Below are 22136 nucleotides of genomic sequence, written 5' to 3'. Positions count from 1 at the left end.
GGGACGACTTTAATCGCGGTACCACCCTCATTAACTCAACTTAGAGTTCACTCATCAAAAATATATAATTTTGTAAAGAGGTGATACCTAAAGAATTGAAATCGTCAGGCTCACACTATCCCTAACTCGCTTAGCAAATCATTATTCTTTAGACTTGTCCTCTTCACTATTAACTGTTTGATTATTTATCTGTTCTTGATTATTTTCTTCTTCTTTTTTCAAAATGTCAATATTTTCTTCAGTAACTTGTTGTTGATCAATATCATAATTTAATAAATAATCCCAATCATCATTCTTCAGTAAATCTAATTGAGCTTCAACTAACATACGGAAACGAGAGCGAAACACTTTAGATTGACGTTTCATATCTTCAGTTTGGAAACTGATATGACGCGCTTTTTGGAGTGCATCATTAATAATTTGATCCGAACGACCTTCAGCTTCTTTAACAATAGCATCTGCTTTTAATACAGCAGTATGTTTTGTTTCTTCGCCTGTTTTTTGTGCTTGTAACAATGCTTCAGATATTGTATTTTCAACCGCTTTAAAACGATTAATATTTTCATCTTTGTCATTAATTAAAGTTTGTAACTGATCTTTATCGGATTTTAATTTTTCAATTTCATCACTTAAAGTCTGTAAATATTGACGTACTTCTGATTCATCTAATCCTTTATGGACTCTACTAAACTCTTTTTGTTTGATTTCTTCTGGGGTAAATGCCATAAGTTTTCCTCCTTAGCACTATTTAAACAAAGTTTTATAAGTTATTCTTAACTTCCCTTTTTTTGACTCTCCATTGTTTGCTATGATCAATGCTCGACCATATCCTTTAATAGATAATAAGTCATTCTCTTCGACTATAAAGTCTACTGCTTCAATTTCTCTATGATTGACTTTAACACGTTTACTTTCAATTAGCTTTTTACTTATCGTTCTACTTGTATTTGTTATATGTTTTACTATAACATCAAGTCTCATTGCACTAACTGTTGCATCGTGACTATTCCAATTCTCATTCGATTGTATCATATTTTGGAAAGGAATAGAACTCAATTTGATTCCTGCGCCTTTAATCTTTGTTAATTCCATCATAATATATGATTCAAATCTTTTTGTCAAAACAAACTGTATTCGGTCATTTACGATTATATCGCCAAGTTGATTTCTATCTATTCCAAGAGACATAATCGTGCCTAATACGTTGCGATGCGTTAGATTAACAAATTTAGAAGGATACGTAAGTTCAATTAGTACAATTTCATAATCTTCATCAGTTGGAACAAAGTAATCTGGTGCAACAATTGCACGTTTTCTTTCAGATTCATTATTACCTCCAAAAAAATGAACTTCTAATTCATCAAATCCTCCAACTATAGTTTGTAAAATAAACTGTTCTCTAGGATCTAAAAAATCAGTTAATACATGTTGATAATTTCTTTCTGCTATTTCACATTTATTTAAAAATAAATCAATTTCTTCTTTTTCTTCTTTTCTAAAGTGCTGATATATATCCATTTTACACCTCTAATTATATAAAAAATAGGATGTGACATTTCGTCCCACCCTACTGTCATTCATTGTTCATTTATAATATTGGTACAACAGGTACAATCATATTAAATATATTGATTAAACCAACGTAGAATAAACTTAGTGTAATAAATGCCACAATTGATGATATGTCTAGCATACCTAACGGTGGAATAATTTTTCTAAATGGTTCTAAAAATGGTTCATATATTTTTCCTAAAAATTGTCCAAATGCGCCTTCCCTAACGCTTGGTAACCAAGATGTAAGGAAATAAACAATCATACCATATTGATAAATCTTAACTAGGAATAATATAAATCCTAAAATTGTACTTAATAATCCACTATCCATATCTTATTTCCTCTATTCTTGATAAGGTTCAACTTGTTCTAACTGTTCAGTAATTGATCCTGCTACTTCAACATTATCAGGTGTACATAAGAAAATATCTGTACCTACTCTTCTTATATCTCCACCTATTGCATAAACAGTACCACTTAAAAAATCTATAATTCTTTTAGCTGATACTTTATCAATGCGTTGTAAATTCACTAAAGTAGTTCTTCTGTTTTTCAACTCATCAGCGATATCTTGAGTATCTGAAAATACTCTTGGTTCAAATAAGCACATTTTTGAACTTTGCGCAAAATCCATATTACCACTCATGCTTACAACATTCGTTTGAGATGAATTTGTACGTTTTTCAGTCATGGCCTCTTTCCTTTCAGGTTTTTTAAAATCACGTGAACGTTGTGATTGATATCTTGTAGTATTTGCTTTTTGTGTTGGTACACTTTTAATAGATTGTTGATTCATTTTTTTCTCTTGTGTAGAAGGTTCTTGCTGTGGTGTTTGTTGTTTTTGTTCTCTTTGTGGTTCTTCGTATACCTCTTCTTCTTCATCAACTACGAAAAAACCTTTAAATACATCTTTAATTGCCATAATTTACACTCCTATTCACCAACTAATTTAGTACCAATTCGTACATATGAAGCACCCTCTAAAATTGCTTCGTTAAAATCATTACTCATACCCATGGATAATTCAGTACATGGTGCATAAGATAAATTCAATGATTGTACTTTATCTTTTAAATTTCTTAGCTGATTAAAATATTGTCTTAATTTCGTTTTATCTTCAGTCAAAGGTGCCATAGTCATTAATCCAACTACTTCAATATGTTTAAAAGTTTTAAACTCTTCTATAAATGGAATTAATTCTTCCGGTGAAATACCATGTTTAGATTCTTCACCTGAAACATTTACCTGAATAAAACATTTTATAACATGATCAGCACGTTTATCAATTTCTTTAGCTAATTTCAATCTATCTAATGCGTGTAAGTAGTCAATTTCATTGATTACTTCTTTAACTTTTCTCGTTTGTAATGAACCTATAAAGTGCATTACAGCATCATCAGGTAGATGTTTTTTCTTTTCTAAGAAACCTTCTATTCTATTTTCGCCAAAATTTTTCAATCCAGCTTCATAAGCTTCTATAGCTCGGTCTATTGTAACATATTTTGTCACAACAATCACTTGAGGTGTTGTGTCAAACTGTGATTTATTACAGCTGTCACAAATTTGTGAATTTATTTCTTTTAAATTTTCTTCTACTGACTTCAAAACTTTACCTACTTTCTGCCTATAAATGCAAGCATTCTACCAGTATTACCTTTTTCAACTCTGTATGAAAAGAATAAATCTGTTTCACTCGCTGTACAGTGGCTCGTTTTAACAATATGCTCTGGACTTATTCCATAATGTATTGCCAACAATTCGTTAGCACGTTTCAAATCAATACCATATCGATCTTGTTCTCTTTTTTCTATATATAAACTAGCATCTATTGGTAAAGAATTAAATTTATTGTATATATCTTCATTGATTTCATAAGTATTAGAAGTAGACGGACCTATCACAATTCTGAGATTTGCTAATTCACCATTGTATTGATCTATCATTTCTTTCAATATTTGAGTGTATGTGCCTCTCCATCCAGCATGACAAAGACCGATATATTTATTTTTAACATCGTATAAATATATTGGAACACAATCTGCAAAACACATTGTTAAAAGTAGATTAGATTCGTAAGTAAATAGCCCATCAATTCCATGTAATTCATTTGTTAAAGCTTTTATGTTCTTACCTTTATCATCTGAAAATACCTCTTGAATTTTGTTTTCATGTGTTTGTATTGGAAACACCCAATTTTCACAATTGAAACCAATTTCATCAGCCAATATTTTTTGATGAGCAGTAATATTTTCTTGATTGTCATCAATATAACGTGCCATGTTAAAGGCATTTTCTGGATATGAACTGTAACCATCTTTACGTGTTGTAATACCTAGCGTTATATCTTCTCTACTATCGATGTCATACTCTAAATAATGATTTCGCTGACTAAATATCTCTTTCATTTCATCTCTCCTAACAAAAAAAGTCATCAGGACTTAGCCTGATGACTTTTTAAGTTCATTTATCGTCTAGAGCGTCTAGAACGTCTATCTTCTCTATTTCGAATGAAACTTGGAATATCACTATCATCAGTTGATTCATTTGCTGATTTATTTTCAAATGAAGCTTTTCTACCTAGTGATTCCCCTTCTTCTCTATTAGAAGTAGGTTCTTCTGTAGTTCCACCAAATGCTCCACCACTTTGAGGTTTACGAGCATTAGAAGGTTTGTCATTGAAACCTGTTGCAATTACAGTAACGACTAATTCGTCTTGTAATTCTGGGTTAATAACAGTACCAAATATCATATTAACATCTTCATCAGCTGCATCTTGAACAATATCTGCTGCTTCTTGAGCTTCAAATAGAGATAATGACTCTCCACCTGTAATATTCATTAAGACACCTTGAGCGCCAACTATAGACGTTTCTAATAATGGTGAAGAAATTGCTTTTTTAGCAGCTTCGATTGCTCTGTTTTCACCTGAAGATACACCAATACCCATTAATGCTGAACCTTGGTTAGACATGATAGTCTTAACGTCAGCAAAGTCTAGATTAACTTCACCTGATACAGCGATTAAATCTGAAATACCTTGTACACCTTGGCGTAAAACATTATCTGCTTCTTTAAATGCTTCCATCATAGGCGTTGATTTATCAACGATATCTAATAAACGGTCATTAGGGATAACGATTAACGTATCTACTGCAGCTTTCATTGATTCTACACCAGCAGCAGCTTGTGTTTGACGTTTACGACCTTCAAAGCTAAATGGACGTGTTACAACACCAACTGTTAAAGCACCCATTTCTTTAGCGATTTTAGCAACTACAGGTGCAGCACCTGTACCTGTTCCACCACCCATACCTGCAGTTACGAATACCATATCTGCACCTTGGATAGCATCTTCTATTTGTTCACGTGATTCTTCTGCAGCTTTTTTCCCTATTTCTGGGTTAGCACCAGCACCTAATCCACGAGTTAATTTTTCACCAATTTGAATCTTAGATGAAGCTTTTGATAAGTTTAACGCTTGACCATCTGTATTAATAGAAATAAATTCTACATTATTCATTCCATGATCTATCATACGGTTTACGGCGTTATTACCTCCGCCACCAACACCAATTACTTTTAAAGTAGCTAAATGATTAAACCCTTGTTCAAATTCTAACATTTATTATCCTCCTAATCTTTATGACCCATCAATCAAATAACGATTTCATTAATTTTTTGAATACACTAGGCTTCTCTTCTTGACTTTCCGAATCATAATCTGTTTCGGCGTAATTGTCGTTATCAGAATTTGAAGCTTTTACGTCATTGTTTTTGTCTTTGTTTGTTTTTTTCTTAAACCATTGTTCATATGGTTTAGCTTTAGTTTCTTGATTTACATCTTCATATGTTTCTTCTTCAACATTATCCACATCATAATTATTCATTGTAACATAATCTAGTAGCTCATCAAAGTTAATTCCACTAGATATTGTAGATATACTAGATGTAAACTCGGGTTTACGTATACCCATTTGTGATGGAGTATGTACGCGTACTTTTTCATTTACCATATCTTGTAGAAGTTCTTTTATACCTAGTAAATTCGAAGTTCCACCAGTTACAATAAATCCACCGTTAACATTTGTTATACCCATGTCTTGTAGTAAATCGAAAATTTCAAAGAATATTTCTTCTGCTCTAGATTCGATAATCTCACTTAACTCTTTCTGAGTGAATTGTGCATGTCCATCTTCGTTGATTTGTTCTACACTAAAAACATCTTGATCTGATGCTGAATCGTAAAAAGCATGACCATATTGTTGTTTAATCTTCTCAGCGTTGTCATATGTAGTATTTAATGATTTAGCTATATCTGTTGTAATACTTCTACCTGCCATTTCAATCGTATCAGCATCAACAAGATTGCCTCTCTCATAGAAACCGACTTGAGTTAAATCTTCACCTATATCAATGACACAAGCTCCTAACTCAACTTCTGTTGGAGATAGGATAGATTGATAATTGTACGCATCTGAAAATACGTCTAATACATCTACTCCACAAGATTCAACACATTTAATTATATTGATTAATAGCGATTTTGATGTTGCGATAACGCCTGCCTCTACTTTTAATGATTGAGTAGCAACCATTTCTTTAGGGTCTGACACTTCATGCAAATCATCCACAATGAATTTCATTGGAAATACACCAATTACTTCAGTTTCAGGTACATCATTTAAATCTCTGATGCCTTCTAATACCGATTCAATGTGACTTCCATTAATTTCAGTTTCTGTTCCTTCAAAAGGTATTTCAAATTTCTCGTCATATATTTCTGTATTCACGATAGGCATTTTTAAAAATACTTCTTTAATATCTACCCCAGAAGCAATCGCCGCTTTTTTGATTGTATCTTTAATCGCTTGTTTTGCGATATCAAAGTCATCAATACAGCCATTTCTTATACCATTTGTATACGTTTGCCCTGTACCTATCACGTTAATGCCATTATGAAATTTTTCTCCTACTATTACTTTTACACTCGATGAACCTATATCTAAACTAATATAATAATGTTCCTCCATCGATAGGCACCTCCTCTAACACATGATAATCAAATTTACACTATTATTAGTTTACATGATAGATGATTTAATGTGAACTAATTATAGGTTTATTTATTGATTTTTTTACTTATTCTTGCGATTTTTCAGATGATTTTGGTTCTTCACCTGATTTATCCAATTCTTTAGATAAATCTTGAAGCGCTTGGTCTAATTTTTTTTGTTCTGTTTTAGCACTTTCATCTTGTTTTGCCTCTTTTTCAGAACGTTCACTTTGTTGTTCTTTTGTTTCATATGGTAAAAATGTCACACCAACTTGCAAATCTACAAACCCAGGTGTTTTTAATGCTCCTGAATTATCTCTCTCTAATTTATCAGAAATACTTGGATAATAGTTGATTTTATTTGCAAAAGTTTGAATATCACCAACAACTTCAACATTATCTGTCATAAACAATTGTATCCTATTTTGATTATTTTCACCTGGTTTATAATTGACTTCAGAAATCATTGCTTTTACTTTCGGTTTAACTTTCTTCAATTCAGGAATAAGTTTATCTAATTTTTTCGAACTAAAATCATTCAAAATAGGAACATCAATTGGAAGATCTGTTGATAAGTTTTTTATAGTTGATCCATTTTCCAACAAAGGTACATACCCTTTTTTATTTTTAATCAAACCAATTGGTTCATACTCATTGACCTCGACTGTCATATCATTAGGAAAATGTCTCTTGATTGTGACACTTTTAACACCTTCAAGTTTTTCAATCTTCGTTTTCATATCACTAATTGGTAAATTATAAATTCTCGAGTCAGATTTAATATTCAAGGCTTTATTTATATCTTTTTTTGCTACAATTTCTTCACCTTTTATGTCTACTTGATCAACTTTACTTATATCTGTAAACATATACAGAACAATCAAAATGACAAGGAGTATAACACCTATGAATACACCTAATTGAATTTGACGTCTACGCTTTCTTTTATTTCGCATCATTTTCAAACGTTCGTCTTCAGTAGTCGTTTCAAATTGCAATATATCCTCTTTATTTTCAGAACTTTTATTCACGGTTGTCACTCCTTTTTATACAATTTCTAAAAAGTTGGTAAATGTTTTTGGAAGCTTTTAATGAATTCGTCTCCACGTGCTTCAAAAGTATCATATTGGTCCCAACTCGCACATGCTGGTGATAATAATACAACATCATTAGATTGAATATAATCTTGTATTATATTGACAGCATCTTTCACATCATGTGTTTGTATAACTTCTTTACCTTGACTCGCACCTAACGTTTTGAGTTTATCTTTTGTTTCACCAAAAGTAACCATCAATCTAACATTGTCCATATATGGAATCAAATCATCAAAATCATTACCTCTATCTAATCCTCCACATAGCCATATTATTGGCGTGTTAAATGAGCTTAATGCAAATCGAGTAGCTAAAGTATTTGTTGCTTTTGAATCGTTGTAATATTTATTTCCACGATTATTGCCTACGTATTGAAGTCTATGCTTAATACCTGAGAAAGTTGTAAGTGTATGTACAATAGATTTAACATCTACTCCAGAAATTAAAGCAGCTAGAACTGCTACAAGTACGTTTTCTAAGTTGTGTTTACCTGGTAAAACAATATCATTAATGTTGATAATTCTTATTCCATTATAAACAACATATCCATCCTCAATATAGATGCCATCAACTTGTTGTTCAGTTGAAAAGTATAAAATTTTAGATTTAATTTCATCCTTATTTATAAGATGCCTTTGTTCATAATTAAAAATTAAGTAATCATCTTCTGTTTGATTGCTAAAAATATTTTTTTTAGCGTTTTGATATTCTTCTAAAGTTCCGTGATAATCTAAATGAGCAGAGTATATATTGGTTACTATTGCGATATGTGGGCGATATTCAATCGTTCCTAACAGCTGAAATGATGATAATTCAGTAATTAGATAATCATCTTTAGTAACATCTTGTGCAACTTTTGATGCAACTACCCCAATATTTCCTGAAACTTGCCCATTTACTTTACTATTCCCAAACATATCTCCGATTAAGGAAGTCACCGTAGTTTTTCCGTTTGTACCCGTGATACCTATAATCGGCGCTTCAGAAATATAATAACTCAGTTCAACTTCAGTAATGATATCTAACCCTTTATTTACAGCTTCTTGTAACAAAGGAATACTATAAGGAATACCCGGGTTCTTAACGATTAACGGATTATGATCTAATAAACTAATAGGATGCTCTCCGCTAATTACTTTAATACCTTGATTCTGTAATTCAATTGCATGAGGATCGGTAGATAAATCTTTACCATCGTTAACAGTGACATATGCACCAAGCTTGTTACATAATTTCGCGCTTTCATATCCACTTTTTGCTAATCCTAATATAAGGACTTCTTTTCCTTTTAATGCATCATATTCCTTCATATCACATTACTCCAATCCATAGACCAATTGCACCTGTAATGATACCAGTAGTCCAGAATACTAATACAATCTTCCATTCACTCCAACCTACTAATTCAAAATGATGATGCAAAGGACTCATTTTGAATATTCTTTTACCCGTAAGTTTATATGATGTTACTTGTAGCATCACAGACATTGTTTCAATTACAAATACTAAACCTATAAATAACAACGTAATTTCTTGATTAAGCATAATTGAAATTGTTGCAAATATACCACCTAAAGCTAAACTTCCCGTATCTCCCATAAATACTTTTGCTGGGTATTTATTGTAAATTAAGAATCCAATTAAACTTGCTAACATAACTAAACAGAACAAGCCAATTTCTGGTTTATCTAATGTAAATGATAAAATGGCATAAAAACCAAATGCAATAATAGATAAGCCTGTAGATAATCCATCTAAACCATCTGTTAAGTTTACTGCATTACTAAATCCAACTTGCCAGAATACAATGAATATTATATAAAAAACAGATAAAGGTAATGACCAATCTGTAAATGGTATATTAATTGCTGTTTCAAAATCATAATTCGGCATCAATATACTTACAATATAAAATACGATTGCGATTCCAATTTGTGCAAAGAACTTTTGTTTGCTTGTTAACCCTTGGTTATTTTTTTTAACTACAATAATGTAATCGTCGATAAAACCAATTAAACCAAATCCAATTGTTACAAATAACAATAGAATAAGAGGACCTACTTGTTCAACATAGAATAATGCAATTATTGTAACAACAATAGTTGCAAGCAAAAATGTTAACCCTCCCATTGTTGGTGTTCCTGTTTTTTTCATATGACTCTTAGGTCCTTCTTCTCTTATACTTTGACCAAATTTTAATTTTTTAAGTGTTGGAATTAAAACTGGCACAAGTATTAAAGTCAATAAAAATGCAATGACAGGTAGCATAAAATTCATAATTGTTCACCTTTTCTTTTATTTTTTATAGAGTGAGGTTAGGACAAAATTATTGTCTCAACCTCTCTTTCCCTTAGTTACCATTATCTTTATTCTTGTCTTTAGGAGTTTCCTCTTCAGGTACTTGTCCAATAGAATTGTCACCATTTGGATGGTTATTTGAAAGCGTAAATGTCACTTTTGTGCCAGCTTTTATCGTTTGATTTTCATCAATAGATTGTTCTGATACATAGCCTGAACCTTCAGTTTCTACATCGATACCAGTAGCTTCTTGTAATTTTAATAGATCTCGTTTAGTCCAATTTTCAGTATTAGGCATCGTCATTTCTCCATCAGTAACAAGCAAGATTCTCTCTTTATCTTGTACATTTTTACCTTTAAGAGGTAATTGTTTTTTAACTTTATCACCTTTACCAATTAAAATTGGATCCAATTTTTTACCTTTAATTGCATCAGTTGCTTTTTGCACATTCATATTCACAACATCAGGAACTTCTGAAGAGTTATTTTTCGCTTTGCCTTCAGTTTCTTCAACATCTAAATATTTCAAAGTATTCTCCATAATAGGATTAAATCCTCGAGAAACACCATATTCATATGCTTCTAAATCTCTTTTTTGAGCTAATGACATACCAGCGTAAACAACTACTTCTGGATCTTTTGCTGGTGCATAACCCATGAAACTTACAAAGTAAGGGTTTGCTCCGTCAACATATCCGCCACCTTTTGTATCTGGAACTTGTGCAGTACCAGTTTTACCTGCTACACGATAACCATCAATTTGATAATTAGTTGCGTGACTCTCTTTACTATTCACTACTTTATCTAATTCATCCATCGTCTTTTGGGCAGTATCTTTAGAGACTGGATTACCGACAACTTTTTTCTTACCTTTTTTGATTGTTTTATTCTCTTCTCTATTTTCTATAGATTTCACATAATAAGGTTCCAACATATTACCTTGATTCAATATTGCCGTTTCAGCTTGCAACATTTGCACAGGTGTTACTGTAGTTGACTGACCAAATGCTGATGTTTTTCTTTGAAGTTCATTGTCAAATGCAATATGGCCAGGTGCTTCACTATCAAATAGACCACCTGTTTTCTTACCGAATCCAAATTTTTCGTAATAAGCTTTTGCTTTATCTTCTCCAACTAAGTCTTGTAGTTTCATCATTAAAGTATTAGCTGAATAAGTAAAACCTGTTGTCATTGGTATATTGCCCCAACCATCATCGTTCCAATCATAAATCTTGAATCCATCAATTTCTCTATTACCTGACTTAAATTTCTTCTTAGGTTCAAACTTGCCTTCTTCTATAGCTGCAGCAAGTCCGTATGTTTTAAATGTTGAACCTGGTTCATAAGTATTCTGATATAAATCATTTGCCCATTTTTTACCGAAATCTTCTTTAGTATCCGGATTAAATGTTGGACGTTGACTATAACCTAATATTTCTCCAGTCTTAGCATCCATTACGACAGCAAATAAATCTTTAGGTTTATAGCGATCAACCATTTCATCTAGTGAATTTTCAACGAAGACTTGTATATTTGAATCTAAAGTCAAATGAACATCATCACCATTTTTTGCTTTAATGCTATCTTCACTGTTTGGTACTAACATTCCCCATATATCTTGCTTGTATGAGTTTTTACCAGTTTTCCCACTTAAATAGCTATCAAATACTTTCTCAGCACCAGAAACACCTTTTAACTTATTCGTTTCATGGTCTTTGTCTGCTAAACCTATTAGATGAGATGCGAAGTTTCCATTAGGATAAAATCTTTTTTTCTCAGTTTCAAAAGTAAGTCCTGGTAATTTGAGTTTTTCTATTTGAGTCTTTTGTTTATAAGTTAAATCTTTACCTTTTTGTCCAAATTCAACTTGGAAAGCTTTTTTAGTTTCAAGTTTTTTTAATATGTCTTTTTCATCCATATTAATAATTTTCGATAATTCTTTAGCCGTTTTTTTCTTGTCTTTAACATGCAATGGCTTATCACTATCTTTACTCATTTTTTTATCTAAAATTGCTACTAATTTATAGCTGTCAGTATCTTCAGCTAGAACTTTTCCATTTCTATCATAAATCTTTCCACGTTCTGGCTCTGCAACTGATTGTCGTAAATATTTTTCACTCGCTCTATAAGCTAAATCTTCACCAGCAGAATGTCCACTGATCATTAAATATGAATATCTTAAGGCCAATATAAAAAAGAGCAGTCCGAAAAAGCTTACTAAGAGGACTGCTCCTATTTTATTTTTCTTTATTTTAATTTTGGGCATCACTACGCACTACCTTTACATTGTCATTATTCAACTTCAGACCGTAATCTTCAGCTTTTTCGTAGATACGCTCATATGACGACTGTTTCATAGATTCTGTCTTCAAATCACTATTTGTCGTTTGTTGCTGTTCGATTTTACTATCTAATTCCGCAATTTGAGTTTTGTTGTTATACGCATCCATTTTTAAAGATAGCATATAAATACTTATCAACGCAATCATAGTTATTAATGATATGTATACAATTTTTTCGATCCTTGATATTCTTACAACTTTGGTCTTTGTAACTTTTTTCTTCTGTGGTTCGAGTTGTGGCTCTTGCCACTCATCAGGTCTATAATTTGGATATATTCTTTCTACTGCCATTCAATTGCCACTCCTCTGCTTACTTCAAAATTTCTGCTACTCTTAACTTTGCGCTTCTAGCTCTGTTGTTCTGTTCTAGTTCTTGATCATCAGAAATAATTGGTTTTCTATTTACTCGTTTCAATTTCGGTTTGTACTCTTCCGGTATAACCGGCAATCCCCTTGGTACATCTGGTCCTTTTTCATATTCTTGGAAGACTTGTTTACACAAACGATCTTCTAAAGAATGGAAAGTAATTACTGAGATTCTTCCTCCTACTTTCACGTTCTGTATAGCTGCTTCAATTGATTCTTCAAAAGCACCTAACTCATCATTCACTGCAATTCTAACCGCTTGAAATACACGCTTAGCAGGATGTCCGCCCTTTCTTCGTCTAGCGGCAGGAATACCTTCTTTAATTAAATCCACTAATTCGAAAGTCGTTTCTATAGGTACTTGTTCTCTTCTCGCTTCAATCTTTCTAGCTATTTGTTTAGAAAATTTTTCTTCACCATATCTAAAAAAGATTTTCACAAGTTGTTCATATGACCATTCATTTATCACTTCATAAGCAGATAATGATTGGGACTGATCCATTCTCATATCCAACTTTGCATCATAGTGATAACTAAAGCCTCGTTCTGGTGTATCAAGTTGTGGACTAGATACACCAAGGTCATATAGTACGCCATCTACATCATTAATTTGTAGTTCTTCTAATATATGTTTTAAATTTCTAAAGTTGTCTTGTACAAAAATTATTTTGTGCATGTGGTCTTTCAAAATCTCTTTAGCATGCTCAATTGCTGTTTCATCTTGATCGATTGCAATAAGTCTGCCTTCGTCATTTAATTGTTCAACTAGGTATAAACTATGCCCAGCTCCACCTAATGTACAATCAACGTATGTACCATCGGGTTTAATATCTAATTTATCTACAGTTTCCTTTAATAGTACGGATACGTGATGAAACATTTACTCCACTCCTAAAAATCAAAATCAATGAGATCTTCCGCAATGTCCTCAAAATTGTCTTCAGATTCATCATAAAAATCATTCCACGTAGCTTTATCCCAAATTTCAATTCTGTTAGAAACACCAATTACTGTACATTCTTTACTTAAATTAGCGTAACTTCTTAAATTTTGAGGGATATTTATACGTCCTTGTTTGTCTAACTCAACTTCAACAGCTCCTGAGAAGAACATTCTCATGAATTTACGGGCATCTTTTTTTGTAATAGGTAAGGTCTTGAGTTTTTCTTCGATGCGCGCCCACTCTTCAAGTGTGTAGCCAAACAAACATTTATCTAGGCCTCTAGTGATAATAAAACGTTCGTTCAAATCATATCTGAATTTAGAAGGCACAATCATACGCCCTTTAGTATCCAATTGATGTTGATATTCACCCATGAACATTTTATCTCACCTCACCTTATTTATAATTTACCACATTCCCCCACAATCCTCCACTATTTATGCAATATTTATTAAAATTTGTGTAAATAGTAAAAAAAACACCCAATTTACGATTTCGTAAATTGGGTGTTAAACCTTGATATAACTATAGTTCCACCGTAATATGTTCAAAAGTGTAACAAAGTGGTGGATAAGTGGAGGGACTGAACATAGTAATCCCAAATTGATTCATCAATTGTATAGGATTCCATACTCTTTCTTGTAATCCCTGGTGAGGATGTAAAGTATTCTCCACTGTTTCAAAATGTCTCATGCTTATTTCATTTTCTCTTTCTATGTTCAATAAATATCTATCTATTAAGTACTGGTACTGATGTTGATGTATTTGATTGTTCTTTTCAATCAATTTTCTATTTTGATAATTCTCACCAATTTCACTAATGAGTTTTTGATGAAAACTTGTTTGTACTTCTTTTATTCGGTCAATTTCTCTTAGTACTTCATCAGATGCTTTTTCTCTAATAAATTTATCTTTATCTTTTTTAACACCATTTAGAAGTACTGAATCTAAATCAAGATTATAGGTGTCTATACATTTCTTACTCTCTTGAGTTAAGTAACTAATACGCATTCTTGGGGTAACAATAGGCATTTCAATATTCAATTCATCAAATATACCTTTGAGTTCACCCCAATATATAATTTCACTTGGTCCACCAATAAAGCTTAAAGTATTAAATAAATATTCTTCCATTAATGGTCTTGTTACAACATTATTAGAGAACCTTTCAGGATGTCTTTCTAACATATTAATTAATTCATCCTTACTGAAAGTAACGTCATTGTCCTTACTCAAATAAAATTGTCCTTCTTCATACATTAACAATTGTCTTTTATCATTGTAGTCAAAAAATAAATGTACATTACTATCAGTTAAAATCATACGTTTTTTTATAACTTCTGAAAATTGATCTTGTGTATTTCGAAACGCATCATCAATTTTTTCACGGTTCTCTATTATTTCTTTAAACAATGGAATTTCGATTTCTCTTAATTTTGAATAGTTCGCATCAATTAATAATAAACCATGTTCTTTAAACACTTCATTAGTTATAACCTTAAACATGTCACTCCATGATTCAGATGATTCTACCGCTTCTATAACCATGTTTTTAATATCTTTTGAATGTTCTGTTTCCCCTATAGAACGATACATGTTGCTTAATGCATCCATGACAAGTTCTTTATCAAAATCATACTGTGATACACTTTTTTCTGGCGGTTCTAAAGTGTTATACTTCACTTTATTTAACTGTCTTGAAATGCGATCATAAGCGTATGTATGATTTACCTCATCAAAATCATGATCTTCTCCCGCTATCCAAAAAACCGGAACAACTGGTGTATTTAACTTTTCACTTTGTTCGTTCGCTAAAATGATAATAGAAATAATTTTATGAAATGTATAAAGTGGTCCAGTAAATAACCCTGCTTGTTGACCACCGATAATAACTTTGTGACCATCTCTTAAACTCTCAATATTCTTAAGTTGTTTGTCTGATAAATTCAAATCAGACATGTAACTATAAATCACTTCTGATAGTTCTTTTTCTCTACCATTAGATTTTAATTTAGAACGTCTTTCAAATTCAGATTGTTGGCCAGGTTTATATTCATAAAAATTCAAAATTTCATCACTTTGATTAGTAAATCTATCTATAAAGCTATTTTGTTGATCAATTACAGTCTTCATACAGTCCATACGAGTCTTTCTCCTTCGAAATTAATTACTACCAATAGTATAAAGATTGTAGGTTAATAAAACAATCTAACGGCTTATAATTTAAAATTTTATGTAAATGAAGTATAATTAAGAAAAGATTAAGGGGGATTATCATGGCAAAAGTAGAACATTTACAAATTAATTACAAGACTGAAGAAGCATTCGAACAATTCCGTAACTTCGGCAACGAAGGTTTATATATGGTTGAAGAATTAAAAGGAAGAATGATAGATGCTAGCTCAGATTCACCATTTTATGGTATTTATGTTGGTGATAAGCTCGTAGCTAGAATGTGCTTATTTAAACAAGATGAAGTTGAAAAAACATACTTCCCAGAATTTAATGATTACCATATTTTATGGAAACTCGAAGTGCTTAAAGATTATCAAGACAGAGGATATGGTAAACAACTACTAGAATATGCTAAGAAATTTGATTTACCTATCAAATGCATCGCACGTAATCAATCTAAAGACTTCTTCCTAAACCATGGTTTCCAAGATATCGAACAACAAAACCAATCTGGTGAAGACATTGTCATTTGGACACCTGATAAATAATATTAAAAAACTACCAACAAAGTATTTGCTTTGTTGGTAGTTTTTATTATTAACCTGCTAATAATGTATATGAAATAACCAATGCTAACATGACTATAATTGCTATTATATGTGTCTTCTTATACATATATAAAATAGCTAAATACTCTCTTATATATGCATTCGGATAAAAATAAGACTTTGATGAACCACCCGTTACAGTAGCGTTCATATTAAGTTTTTTCGATAAAAATGCAGCTCTTAATATATGGAAATGATTTGAAACTATTGTAGCAATTGCTTCTGATTTATATTTGTCCATTATTTTATTTGAAAACACTAAATTCTCTTCTGTATTTGTAGACTCGTCTTCCATAATGATATCTTCATTTCGAATCCCTTGATCTACTAAATATCGTCGCATTGCTTCAGCTTCACTAATTTTTTCATCGGGTCCTTGTCCACCACTCACAATAATCAACGTATCTAAACTTTTCTTTTTTAATTTAATTGCTTTGTCTAATCTTGCTTTTAGTAATGGCGTTACTTTTTCACCAATAATACCTGCTCCGAGAACAATAATAAAATTACTTTTCTTCCTTTTAGCAACACCACTCAAAATCCAAGAGTACAGGTTATGAAGAATAAATATCAAATTCAAATAATAAAAGAAGAATGAAATCACGATTACTATTAATCCATTAAAATAATCTACAAATAAATGTGGTTTAAATAAAATTATCAAAAAGTTTAAAAAGATAAATGTACCGTACCCTAAGACAATCATGTTCGTTACAAATCTGCCTTCGTTTGCTATTTTTTTCTTTAAATTCAAAAGTGACAAGAGCATGACAACAATAACTATTAAACCATATATTATATTAGTCATTAAAAGATAATTTATATTCATATGCAAATTTAAGAATGGTATCAGTATGCCCACAACGATACTACTGAATAGGCTTATAAGAAACATACCTAATAAAAATACATTCTTATATTGTCTAAAATCTACAACATAACTAATAACAAACAAAATTAACAAACCCAAAGTAATAAACATGATTGTCACCTCCAAATAAAATTTTAACAATAAAAGTATATCATCATCGTAAATAATAAACACTTTTATTTATTCACAAAATTTTCGAAGGAAGAAATATATCATGCATAATTAAACATCAATCGAAACACAAGATTTGATTGGATCGGATTTGAGCCGAATCGCACGATATCTCTGGAGTCTTCGTGCGATTTAACCCGATTTGAGCCGAATCGCACGATATCTTTGTAGTCTTCGTGCGTATTAACCCGATTTCACCTGAATCGCACGATATCTTTGAAGTCTTCGTGCGTATTAACCCGATTTGAGCCGAATCGCACGATATCTCTGGAGTCTTCGTGCGTATTTACCCGATTTCACCTGAATCGCACGATATCTTTGAAGTCTTCGTGCGTATTAACCCGATTTCACCTGAATCGCACGATATCTCTGGAGTCTTCGTGCGTATTAACCCGATTTCACCTGAATCGCACGATATCTTTGAAGTCTTCGTGCGTTTTAACCCGATTTGAGCCGAATCGCACGATATCTCTGGAGTCTTCGTGCGTATTATTCTATCTAATTTTTCTAAAAAGCAAAACTCTCCCAACCTATTAAATTTAATAGATAGAGAGAGTTTTTTGTAAAAAGAACTTTTATTTAGCTCCGTATTTAATAATATTTAACTATCTATAGTTTCTAATAACTCTTACTATCATAGCAATCGTAGGGAAAATCATTAATAACAAAACAATATAATACAAATCAACAATAGTATTTTCCCATTTGAATGGCACAATAAGTCCAAGAGACATTATTAAAATTAATATCACAATATTTATGAACAAACATGTTATAAGACCTTTAAAACTAGATTTACTCTTATAATCAAACGTTTGCTTCCAAAAATTCATATATGTCATTAGCAACCCTCCATTCCTTTACAGAATATACCAAAATTTAAAGTTAATTTCAATATATATTTTCTTAAATTTCCTATAAAAATTTAATTTAAAATATACAAAATTATGATTTTTTAAAACACGATAATTAAAATGACAAAACTGTCATATTATTATATTATTTATCACTTGATATAGTTCTGTATTTCTTTAAAAAGATAAAGAAAAATAGCCGATTGTGATAGATCACAACCGACTACAACTCAAAAAGCCATGAAGAGATATAGTTCATAGACTATAGCCTTAATTTTTATACTCAGTGCCAACCGACTAAAGTGCCTGAGTGTTTTTTCATTTTATCTTTTCTATTTGTTTCTTCTTTTTTCTCTTTCAGCTAATTCAGAGAACGCTTTATATGTGTCTTCAGCATTGTGACAACTTATAAAAGTGTATGAAAATAGCATCTCAACCATTTATTTTCGGTTTTGCGCTTAATCAATAACTTTTATCTCTTTAATTTCACTTTCATCAAAATCATATAATAATTCCCCATCATCCAAATGTATGGAATCTTCTCCACTTTCATTATCTACTTCGTCATCGTAATTCGTAACTTTTCCAATGAAGCGTTGACCATTGCACAATTCTATCAATATATTTTCACCAATATATGTCCACAATTCCATATTTTTCCTTCTTTTTCGACTTTCGCAACCTCTTTTGGAGAAATACATCCATCTAATTTCACAGTCTTTTTCAATTCAATCATCTCACTTTAAAATTAATATTATTTTTATTATATAATTTCTTCAAAACACCTTTAATATACCCTGTAGTTATAATACTCTCATCAACATTTTTGAACGCATTCTCACAAATCAACTCTACATCTTTTATTGTGATTTACTATTTAAAATCAGCATTAATGCTTCACTACCAGGGTTTAAATAAACACAAGTTTGTTCGCCAAATACTTTAGCTCTTCACCTTCTTTTAACAAATATGCTTTTTCACTTTATTTTTTTCATAGAGTATTTTAAAATCATTAATGCTATCGTGATACGTCCCGACGATTCTTTGTTCTCAGGAAAGTAATCATAGGTAACGCATGTTTCATTTTTGCTGACTAATTTTAAGGTCAACAAAGTTAACACCTACTTCTACTAATGATATTCTCCCTTTTTAAATCCAATTAAATTAATATTAAAATATAATTTAATTGGATAAAATACAGAACATAAAAGCGAACATAAAAAATAACCCTACCTATTTTTAGAAGTACTACCTAAAGTTGAACTTTTGGGCACACTACATTAAAGTGGGTTATTTTTTCTATTAGTTTTAACCAGGTTATTATATTTACCACTACTTTTTGTTATTACCTTCTAGCGCCCAATCAAAGAATAAATAAATTGGATAAGTTATTACAGATAGAATTACATTTTTTGTCCATTCTTTACCATCACTAAAAATTAAATTGAATATTGTTAATAATACTAGCATTATTACTGAAAAGGATATGTATGACAATATATACTTCATAATAATTACCTACCTCGTAAAATACTTTTTATCAGCACTAATTGCACATGATACCTGAAAAACTCTTTTTCTTATTACAACACTATCAATTTTCTCTAAAACTTATTATAACAAACTAACTTTTTTCTATAATTACAAATAAAACATAAAACAGTACTAAAACTAACATACCTAAAATAAACGACGCAATCGATAGAACAGGACTAAAATTATAAACCACATCCGCGGCAACGATAAAAGTAGTCCCCATAAATAAACAAACAGAAAATATATATGAAATTTTAACTACATTTTCTGGTTTTACTTTGTCATGTTCTATTGAAGCGATGATAAATATATTTTTAGTTTTCGCTACATATATAGAAACGATTAGAGATGTTAAAAATATACATAGATCTAATATTATATTGAGCATTATTTATACTCCTCTTTTTCAAAGAAAATTTATATTTCAACCATAATTATTTAATCCTCTAAACAATTAAACCAACCTTAATTAGTGTGTTTAGTTAATTATCTGAATTTTATCATATATTGTATCCTCTACTAGCATCATTTACTCATATCAGATGCTAATAATTAGTAAAAATAATCATGCATCAAAATTACATAGACTACTATAAATCTAATTCAATAAAAAAGAAAACCTTTATCTATATAAATGAAAAGGACCTTGCTTATCCCCATGCAACTAATTGTGTTTTAGGTAAGTCGTTTAAATCAACAAGATTTCTCATTCTACTAGCAGCATGTACAAAATATAATGAATTATATTTTTCAATTTCTGTTTTAGTACAATCTATTATCTCTTTATCGTGTCTACGTATCGTAATTTGTCCTGGTTTAATTTTATGATTATCTTCTGGATAATATTCATAAGTTACTATTTCATCATTATGATATATTAGTTTCATTGAAAGCATTTAATCACTCCATTTCATAACTAAATCAATATAATTTTTTACTGAATTACAAGTAATTTTATATTCAAATTATACTTTCCCATTGCACTCTGTTCAAGTACTTCATTTTTTATTAGCAAAATCTCTTGCTAATATATTTTCCCCTCTCGTAACCTTTGACAACTGACTGTTATGTCATAATCAGAGTCAAACCTTTTTGTCTTAAAGGTTATTTACAACTAATTTATCTTTTTGTTTCTTAAAGATTTCTTCTCGCCAATCAATTGCTACAGGAACTGTTGAACTTCTACAAAATGATTGCAAAGGTGGTTCATCAACACCTGGAAACATATCAATAACTTTAGATATTTACTTAGATTTGTTAGAAGAATATAAAAAGTTATATTAAATATAAATTAATCCAAAACTATACATTTTATGCTAAAATCAATAATAATAGGAGGTGTGCTATGAATAAAATATTCTTAAACATTCTAGGGTTTTGTGCTCTTTTATACGCAGTGGATTTAATTTATAATGCAATAGCGAATAATAATCCCCTAAATCCTATATCTACTTTAATATTAATAGGCGTGATACTTTATATTATTTATGCTTTATTTTTCGACAAGAAAAATAAATCTGAAAAAAATTAACGTCTTGATAATAATAAATACCAGTTTTAATCCTCTTAGTATTTTGAGAAGGATCAAAACTGGTACTATTAAAACTTTAATATTAATAAAACCTCTATTAAATCTCTACCTGCCTAATTAAGCTTTGTAAATTCTCCAATGATAACCTACTGCATTCATATAGTGTTTATTCCCTACGCCACCTCATACAAATGATGTTCTTCGTGTACATATCAAAGAAATCGATAAGTGCTGTAAATTCATCAGCTCTACATTGATAACTCCCTAACGAACCATCAAAAACTTTACCATTGTATATTTTTGTTGCTGCACTATGAACTCTAAGAAGCTAAATTACATTTCTTAGTTTTTATTTTACTATTCATCACTATCGCTCTATTATAGTTTCTCCGCTGACTGTTACTACTTTAATAATGATGAAGAAGAAGTATTAGAAGCGATAGAATATTACGAGCAGCAATATGGTCAATAACATTAACTACCTCACATATCGTGAGGTTTTCTTATAAAAAGTTATAAAAATCGCAGTTACAAAAAGAAAAGAACTTTGCACACGTCAATATGTTTTTGGACATGAAGACAAACCCTATAGAAAGAATGGGTTTTCAATTAAGCTTAAATCAGTAGATGCCTTAAAAGTTTTATAATCTCATTGGCGTAACGTTGGCATAAAAGTTTAATTACCAAGTATAACGAGGAATATCTATATACAAAAAAATCCCGTTATATCATCGTTA

Annotated in this window: 25 protein-coding genes; 2 read left to right on the top strand and 23 right to left on the bottom strand. The window is 30.8% G+C overall.

The window, feature by feature from the left end; all coding sequences use genetic code 11:
• Positions 1–141: 141 nt before the first annotated feature.
• From LQ608_RS02875 to bshC, 16 genes are all read right to left on the bottom strand, one after another.
• The gene (locus LQ608_RS02875) at positions 142–726 is read right to left on the bottom strand and encodes a DivIVA domain-containing protein (protein ID WP_239749482.1); all 585 of its coding nucleotides are present in this window, start codon (positions 724–726) and stop codon (positions 142–144) included.
• Positions 727–744: 18 nt separating this feature from the next.
• The gene (locus tag LQ608_RS02870) at positions 745–1518 is read right to left on the bottom strand and encodes a YlmH family RNA-binding protein (RefSeq protein WP_239749480.1); all 774 of its coding nucleotides are present in this window, start codon (positions 1516–1518) and stop codon (positions 745–747) included.
• A gap of 70 nt (positions 1519–1588) precedes the next feature.
• On the bottom strand, positions 1589–1885 hold the full coding sequence (locus tag LQ608_RS02865) for a YggT family protein (RefSeq protein WP_239710914.1): 297 nt from the start codon (positions 1883–1885) through the stop codon (positions 1589–1591).
• Between the two features lie 12 nt (positions 1886–1897).
• The gene (locus LQ608_RS02860; RefSeq protein WP_078356872.1) at positions 1898–2476 is read right to left on the bottom strand and encodes a cell division protein SepF; all 579 of its coding nucleotides are present in this window, start codon (positions 2474–2476) and stop codon (positions 1898–1900) included.
• Between the two features lie 11 nt (positions 2477–2487).
• A complete protein-coding gene (locus tag LQ608_RS02855) occupies positions 2488–3159 on the bottom strand; it encodes a YggS family pyridoxal phosphate-dependent enzyme (protein ID WP_078356871.1) in 672 nt (223 codons plus the stop codon).
• Positions 3160–3167: 8 nt separating this feature from the next.
• Positions 3168–3959 (bottom strand): peptidoglycan editing factor PgeF, encoded by a 792-nt coding sequence (gene pgeF / locus LQ608_RS02850; protein ID WP_239749478.1) that lies wholly within the window; start codon positions 3957–3959, stop codon positions 3168–3170.
• A gap of 59 nt (positions 3960–4018) precedes the next feature.
• The gene (ftsZ, locus tag LQ608_RS02845) at positions 4019–5176 is read right to left on the bottom strand and encodes a cell division protein FtsZ (protein WP_078356869.1); all 1158 of its coding nucleotides are present in this window, start codon (positions 5174–5176) and stop codon (positions 4019–4021) included.
• 28 nt (positions 5177–5204) lie between these two features.
• Positions 5205–6584: a cell division protein FtsA gene (gene ftsA / locus LQ608_RS02840; RefSeq protein WP_078356868.1), complete on the bottom strand. Its 1380-nt coding sequence runs from the start codon at positions 6582–6584 to the stop codon at positions 5205–5207.
• A 109-nt stretch (positions 6585–6693) separates the two neighbouring features.
• Complete coding sequence (locus LQ608_RS02835) at positions 6694–7638, bottom strand: cell division protein FtsQ/DivIB (protein ID WP_239749475.1); 945 nt, start codon at positions 7636–7638, stop codon at positions 6694–6696.
• Between the two features lie 26 nt (positions 7639–7664).
• Complete coding sequence (murD, locus tag LQ608_RS02830) at positions 7665–9014, bottom strand: UDP-N-acetylmuramoyl-L-alanine--D-glutamate ligase (protein ID WP_239749473.1); 1350 nt, start codon at positions 9012–9014, stop codon at positions 7665–7667.
• A 1-nt stretch (position 9015) separates the two neighbouring features.
• Positions 9016–9981, bottom strand: coding sequence for a phospho-N-acetylmuramoyl-pentapeptide-transferase (gene mraY / locus LQ608_RS02825; protein ID WP_239749471.1), 966 nt, complete (start codon positions 9979–9981; stop codon positions 9016–9018).
• Between the two features lie 73 nt (positions 9982–10054).
• A complete protein-coding gene (locus tag LQ608_RS02820; protein ID WP_239749469.1) occupies positions 10055–12268 on the bottom strand; it encodes a penicillin-binding protein in 2214 nt (737 codons plus the stop codon).
• On the bottom strand, positions 12255–12635 hold the full coding sequence (gene ftsL, locus LQ608_RS02815) for a cell division protein FtsL (RefSeq protein WP_078356864.1): 381 nt from the start codon (positions 12633–12635) through the stop codon (positions 12255–12257). The genes LQ608_RS02820 and ftsL overlap by 14 nt, the downstream gene beginning before the upstream one ends.
• A 19-nt stretch (positions 12636–12654) precedes the next feature.
• A complete protein-coding gene (gene rsmH, locus LQ608_RS02810) occupies positions 12655–13590 on the bottom strand; it encodes a 16S rRNA (cytosine(1402)-N(4))-methyltransferase RsmH (protein WP_078356863.1) in 936 nt (311 codons plus the stop codon).
• Positions 13591–13601: 11 nt separating this feature from the next.
• Positions 13602–14033 carry a division/cell wall cluster transcriptional repressor MraZ gene (gene mraZ, locus LQ608_RS02805; RefSeq protein ID WP_078356862.1) on the bottom strand — a complete coding sequence of 144 codons (432 nt, stop codon included), beginning with the start codon at positions 14031–14033 and terminating at the stop codon, positions 13602–13604.
• Between the two features lie 145 nt (positions 14034–14178).
• Entirely contained in the window at positions 14179–15795 is a 1617-nt protein-coding gene (bshC, locus tag LQ608_RS02800) for a bacillithiol biosynthesis cysteine-adding enzyme BshC (RefSeq protein WP_239749466.1), read from the bottom strand.
• 134 nt (positions 15796–15929) lie between these two features.
• Between bshC and LQ608_RS02795 the strand changes: the two genes are divergently transcribed.
• Positions 15930–16376: an N-acetyltransferase gene (locus LQ608_RS02795; RefSeq protein ID WP_078356860.1), complete on the top strand. Its 447-nt coding sequence runs from the start codon at positions 15930–15932 to the stop codon at positions 16374–16376.
• A 49-nt stretch (positions 16377–16425) separates the two neighbouring features.
• On the opposite strand, the gene LQ608_RS02790 is transcribed toward LQ608_RS02795, so the two are convergent.
• The 7 genes from LQ608_RS02790 to LQ608_RS12470 form a co-directional block, all read right to left on the bottom strand.
• The gene (locus tag LQ608_RS02790; protein WP_239749464.1) at positions 16426–17418 is read right to left on the bottom strand and encodes a YdcF family protein; all 993 of its coding nucleotides are present in this window, start codon (positions 17416–17418) and stop codon (positions 16426–16428) included.
• 665 nt (positions 17419–18083) lie between these two features.
• Complete coding sequence (locus LQ608_RS02785; protein WP_239749462.1) at positions 18084–18320, bottom strand: hypothetical protein; 237 nt, start codon at positions 18318–18320, stop codon at positions 18084–18086.
• A gap of 470 nt (positions 18321–18790) precedes the next feature.
• Positions 18791–18985, bottom strand: coding sequence for an LSM domain protein (locus LQ608_RS02780; RefSeq protein ID WP_239749461.1), 195 nt, complete (start codon positions 18983–18985; stop codon positions 18791–18793).
• Between the two features lie 679 nt (positions 18986–19664).
• The gene (locus LQ608_RS02775) at positions 19665–19841 is read right to left on the bottom strand and encodes a hypothetical protein (RefSeq protein WP_239749458.1); all 177 of its coding nucleotides are present in this window, start codon (positions 19839–19841) and stop codon (positions 19665–19667) included.
• Positions 19842–19956: 115 nt separating this feature from the next.
• Positions 19957–20256, bottom strand: a complete 300-nt coding sequence (locus LQ608_RS02770; protein ID WP_239749456.1) for a hypothetical protein — start codon at positions 20254–20256, stop codon at positions 19957–19959.
• A gap of 262 nt (positions 20257–20518) precedes the next feature.
• Positions 20519–20764, bottom strand: coding sequence for a hypothetical protein (locus LQ608_RS02765; RefSeq protein WP_239749453.1), 246 nt, complete (start codon positions 20762–20764; stop codon positions 20519–20521).
• Positions 20765–20965: 201 nt separating this feature from the next.
• A complete protein-coding gene (locus LQ608_RS12470) occupies positions 20966–21094 on the bottom strand; it encodes a hypothetical protein (protein ID WP_275583006.1) in 129 nt (42 codons plus the stop codon).
• Between the two features lie 119 nt (positions 21095–21213).
• Between LQ608_RS12470 and LQ608_RS02760 the strand changes: the two genes are divergently transcribed.
• Complete coding sequence (locus LQ608_RS02760; protein WP_239740855.1) at positions 21214–21399, top strand: hypothetical protein; 186 nt, start codon at positions 21214–21216, stop codon at positions 21397–21399.
• The last annotated feature ends 737 nt before the right edge of the window (positions 21400–22136 follow it).

The organism is Mammaliicoccus sp. H-M34 (assembly GCF_022386495.1).
GTDB lineage: Bacteria > Bacillota > Bacilli > Staphylococcales > Staphylococcaceae > Mammaliicoccus > Mammaliicoccus fleurettii.
This window is presented reverse-complemented; position numbering and strand designations above follow the sequence as displayed.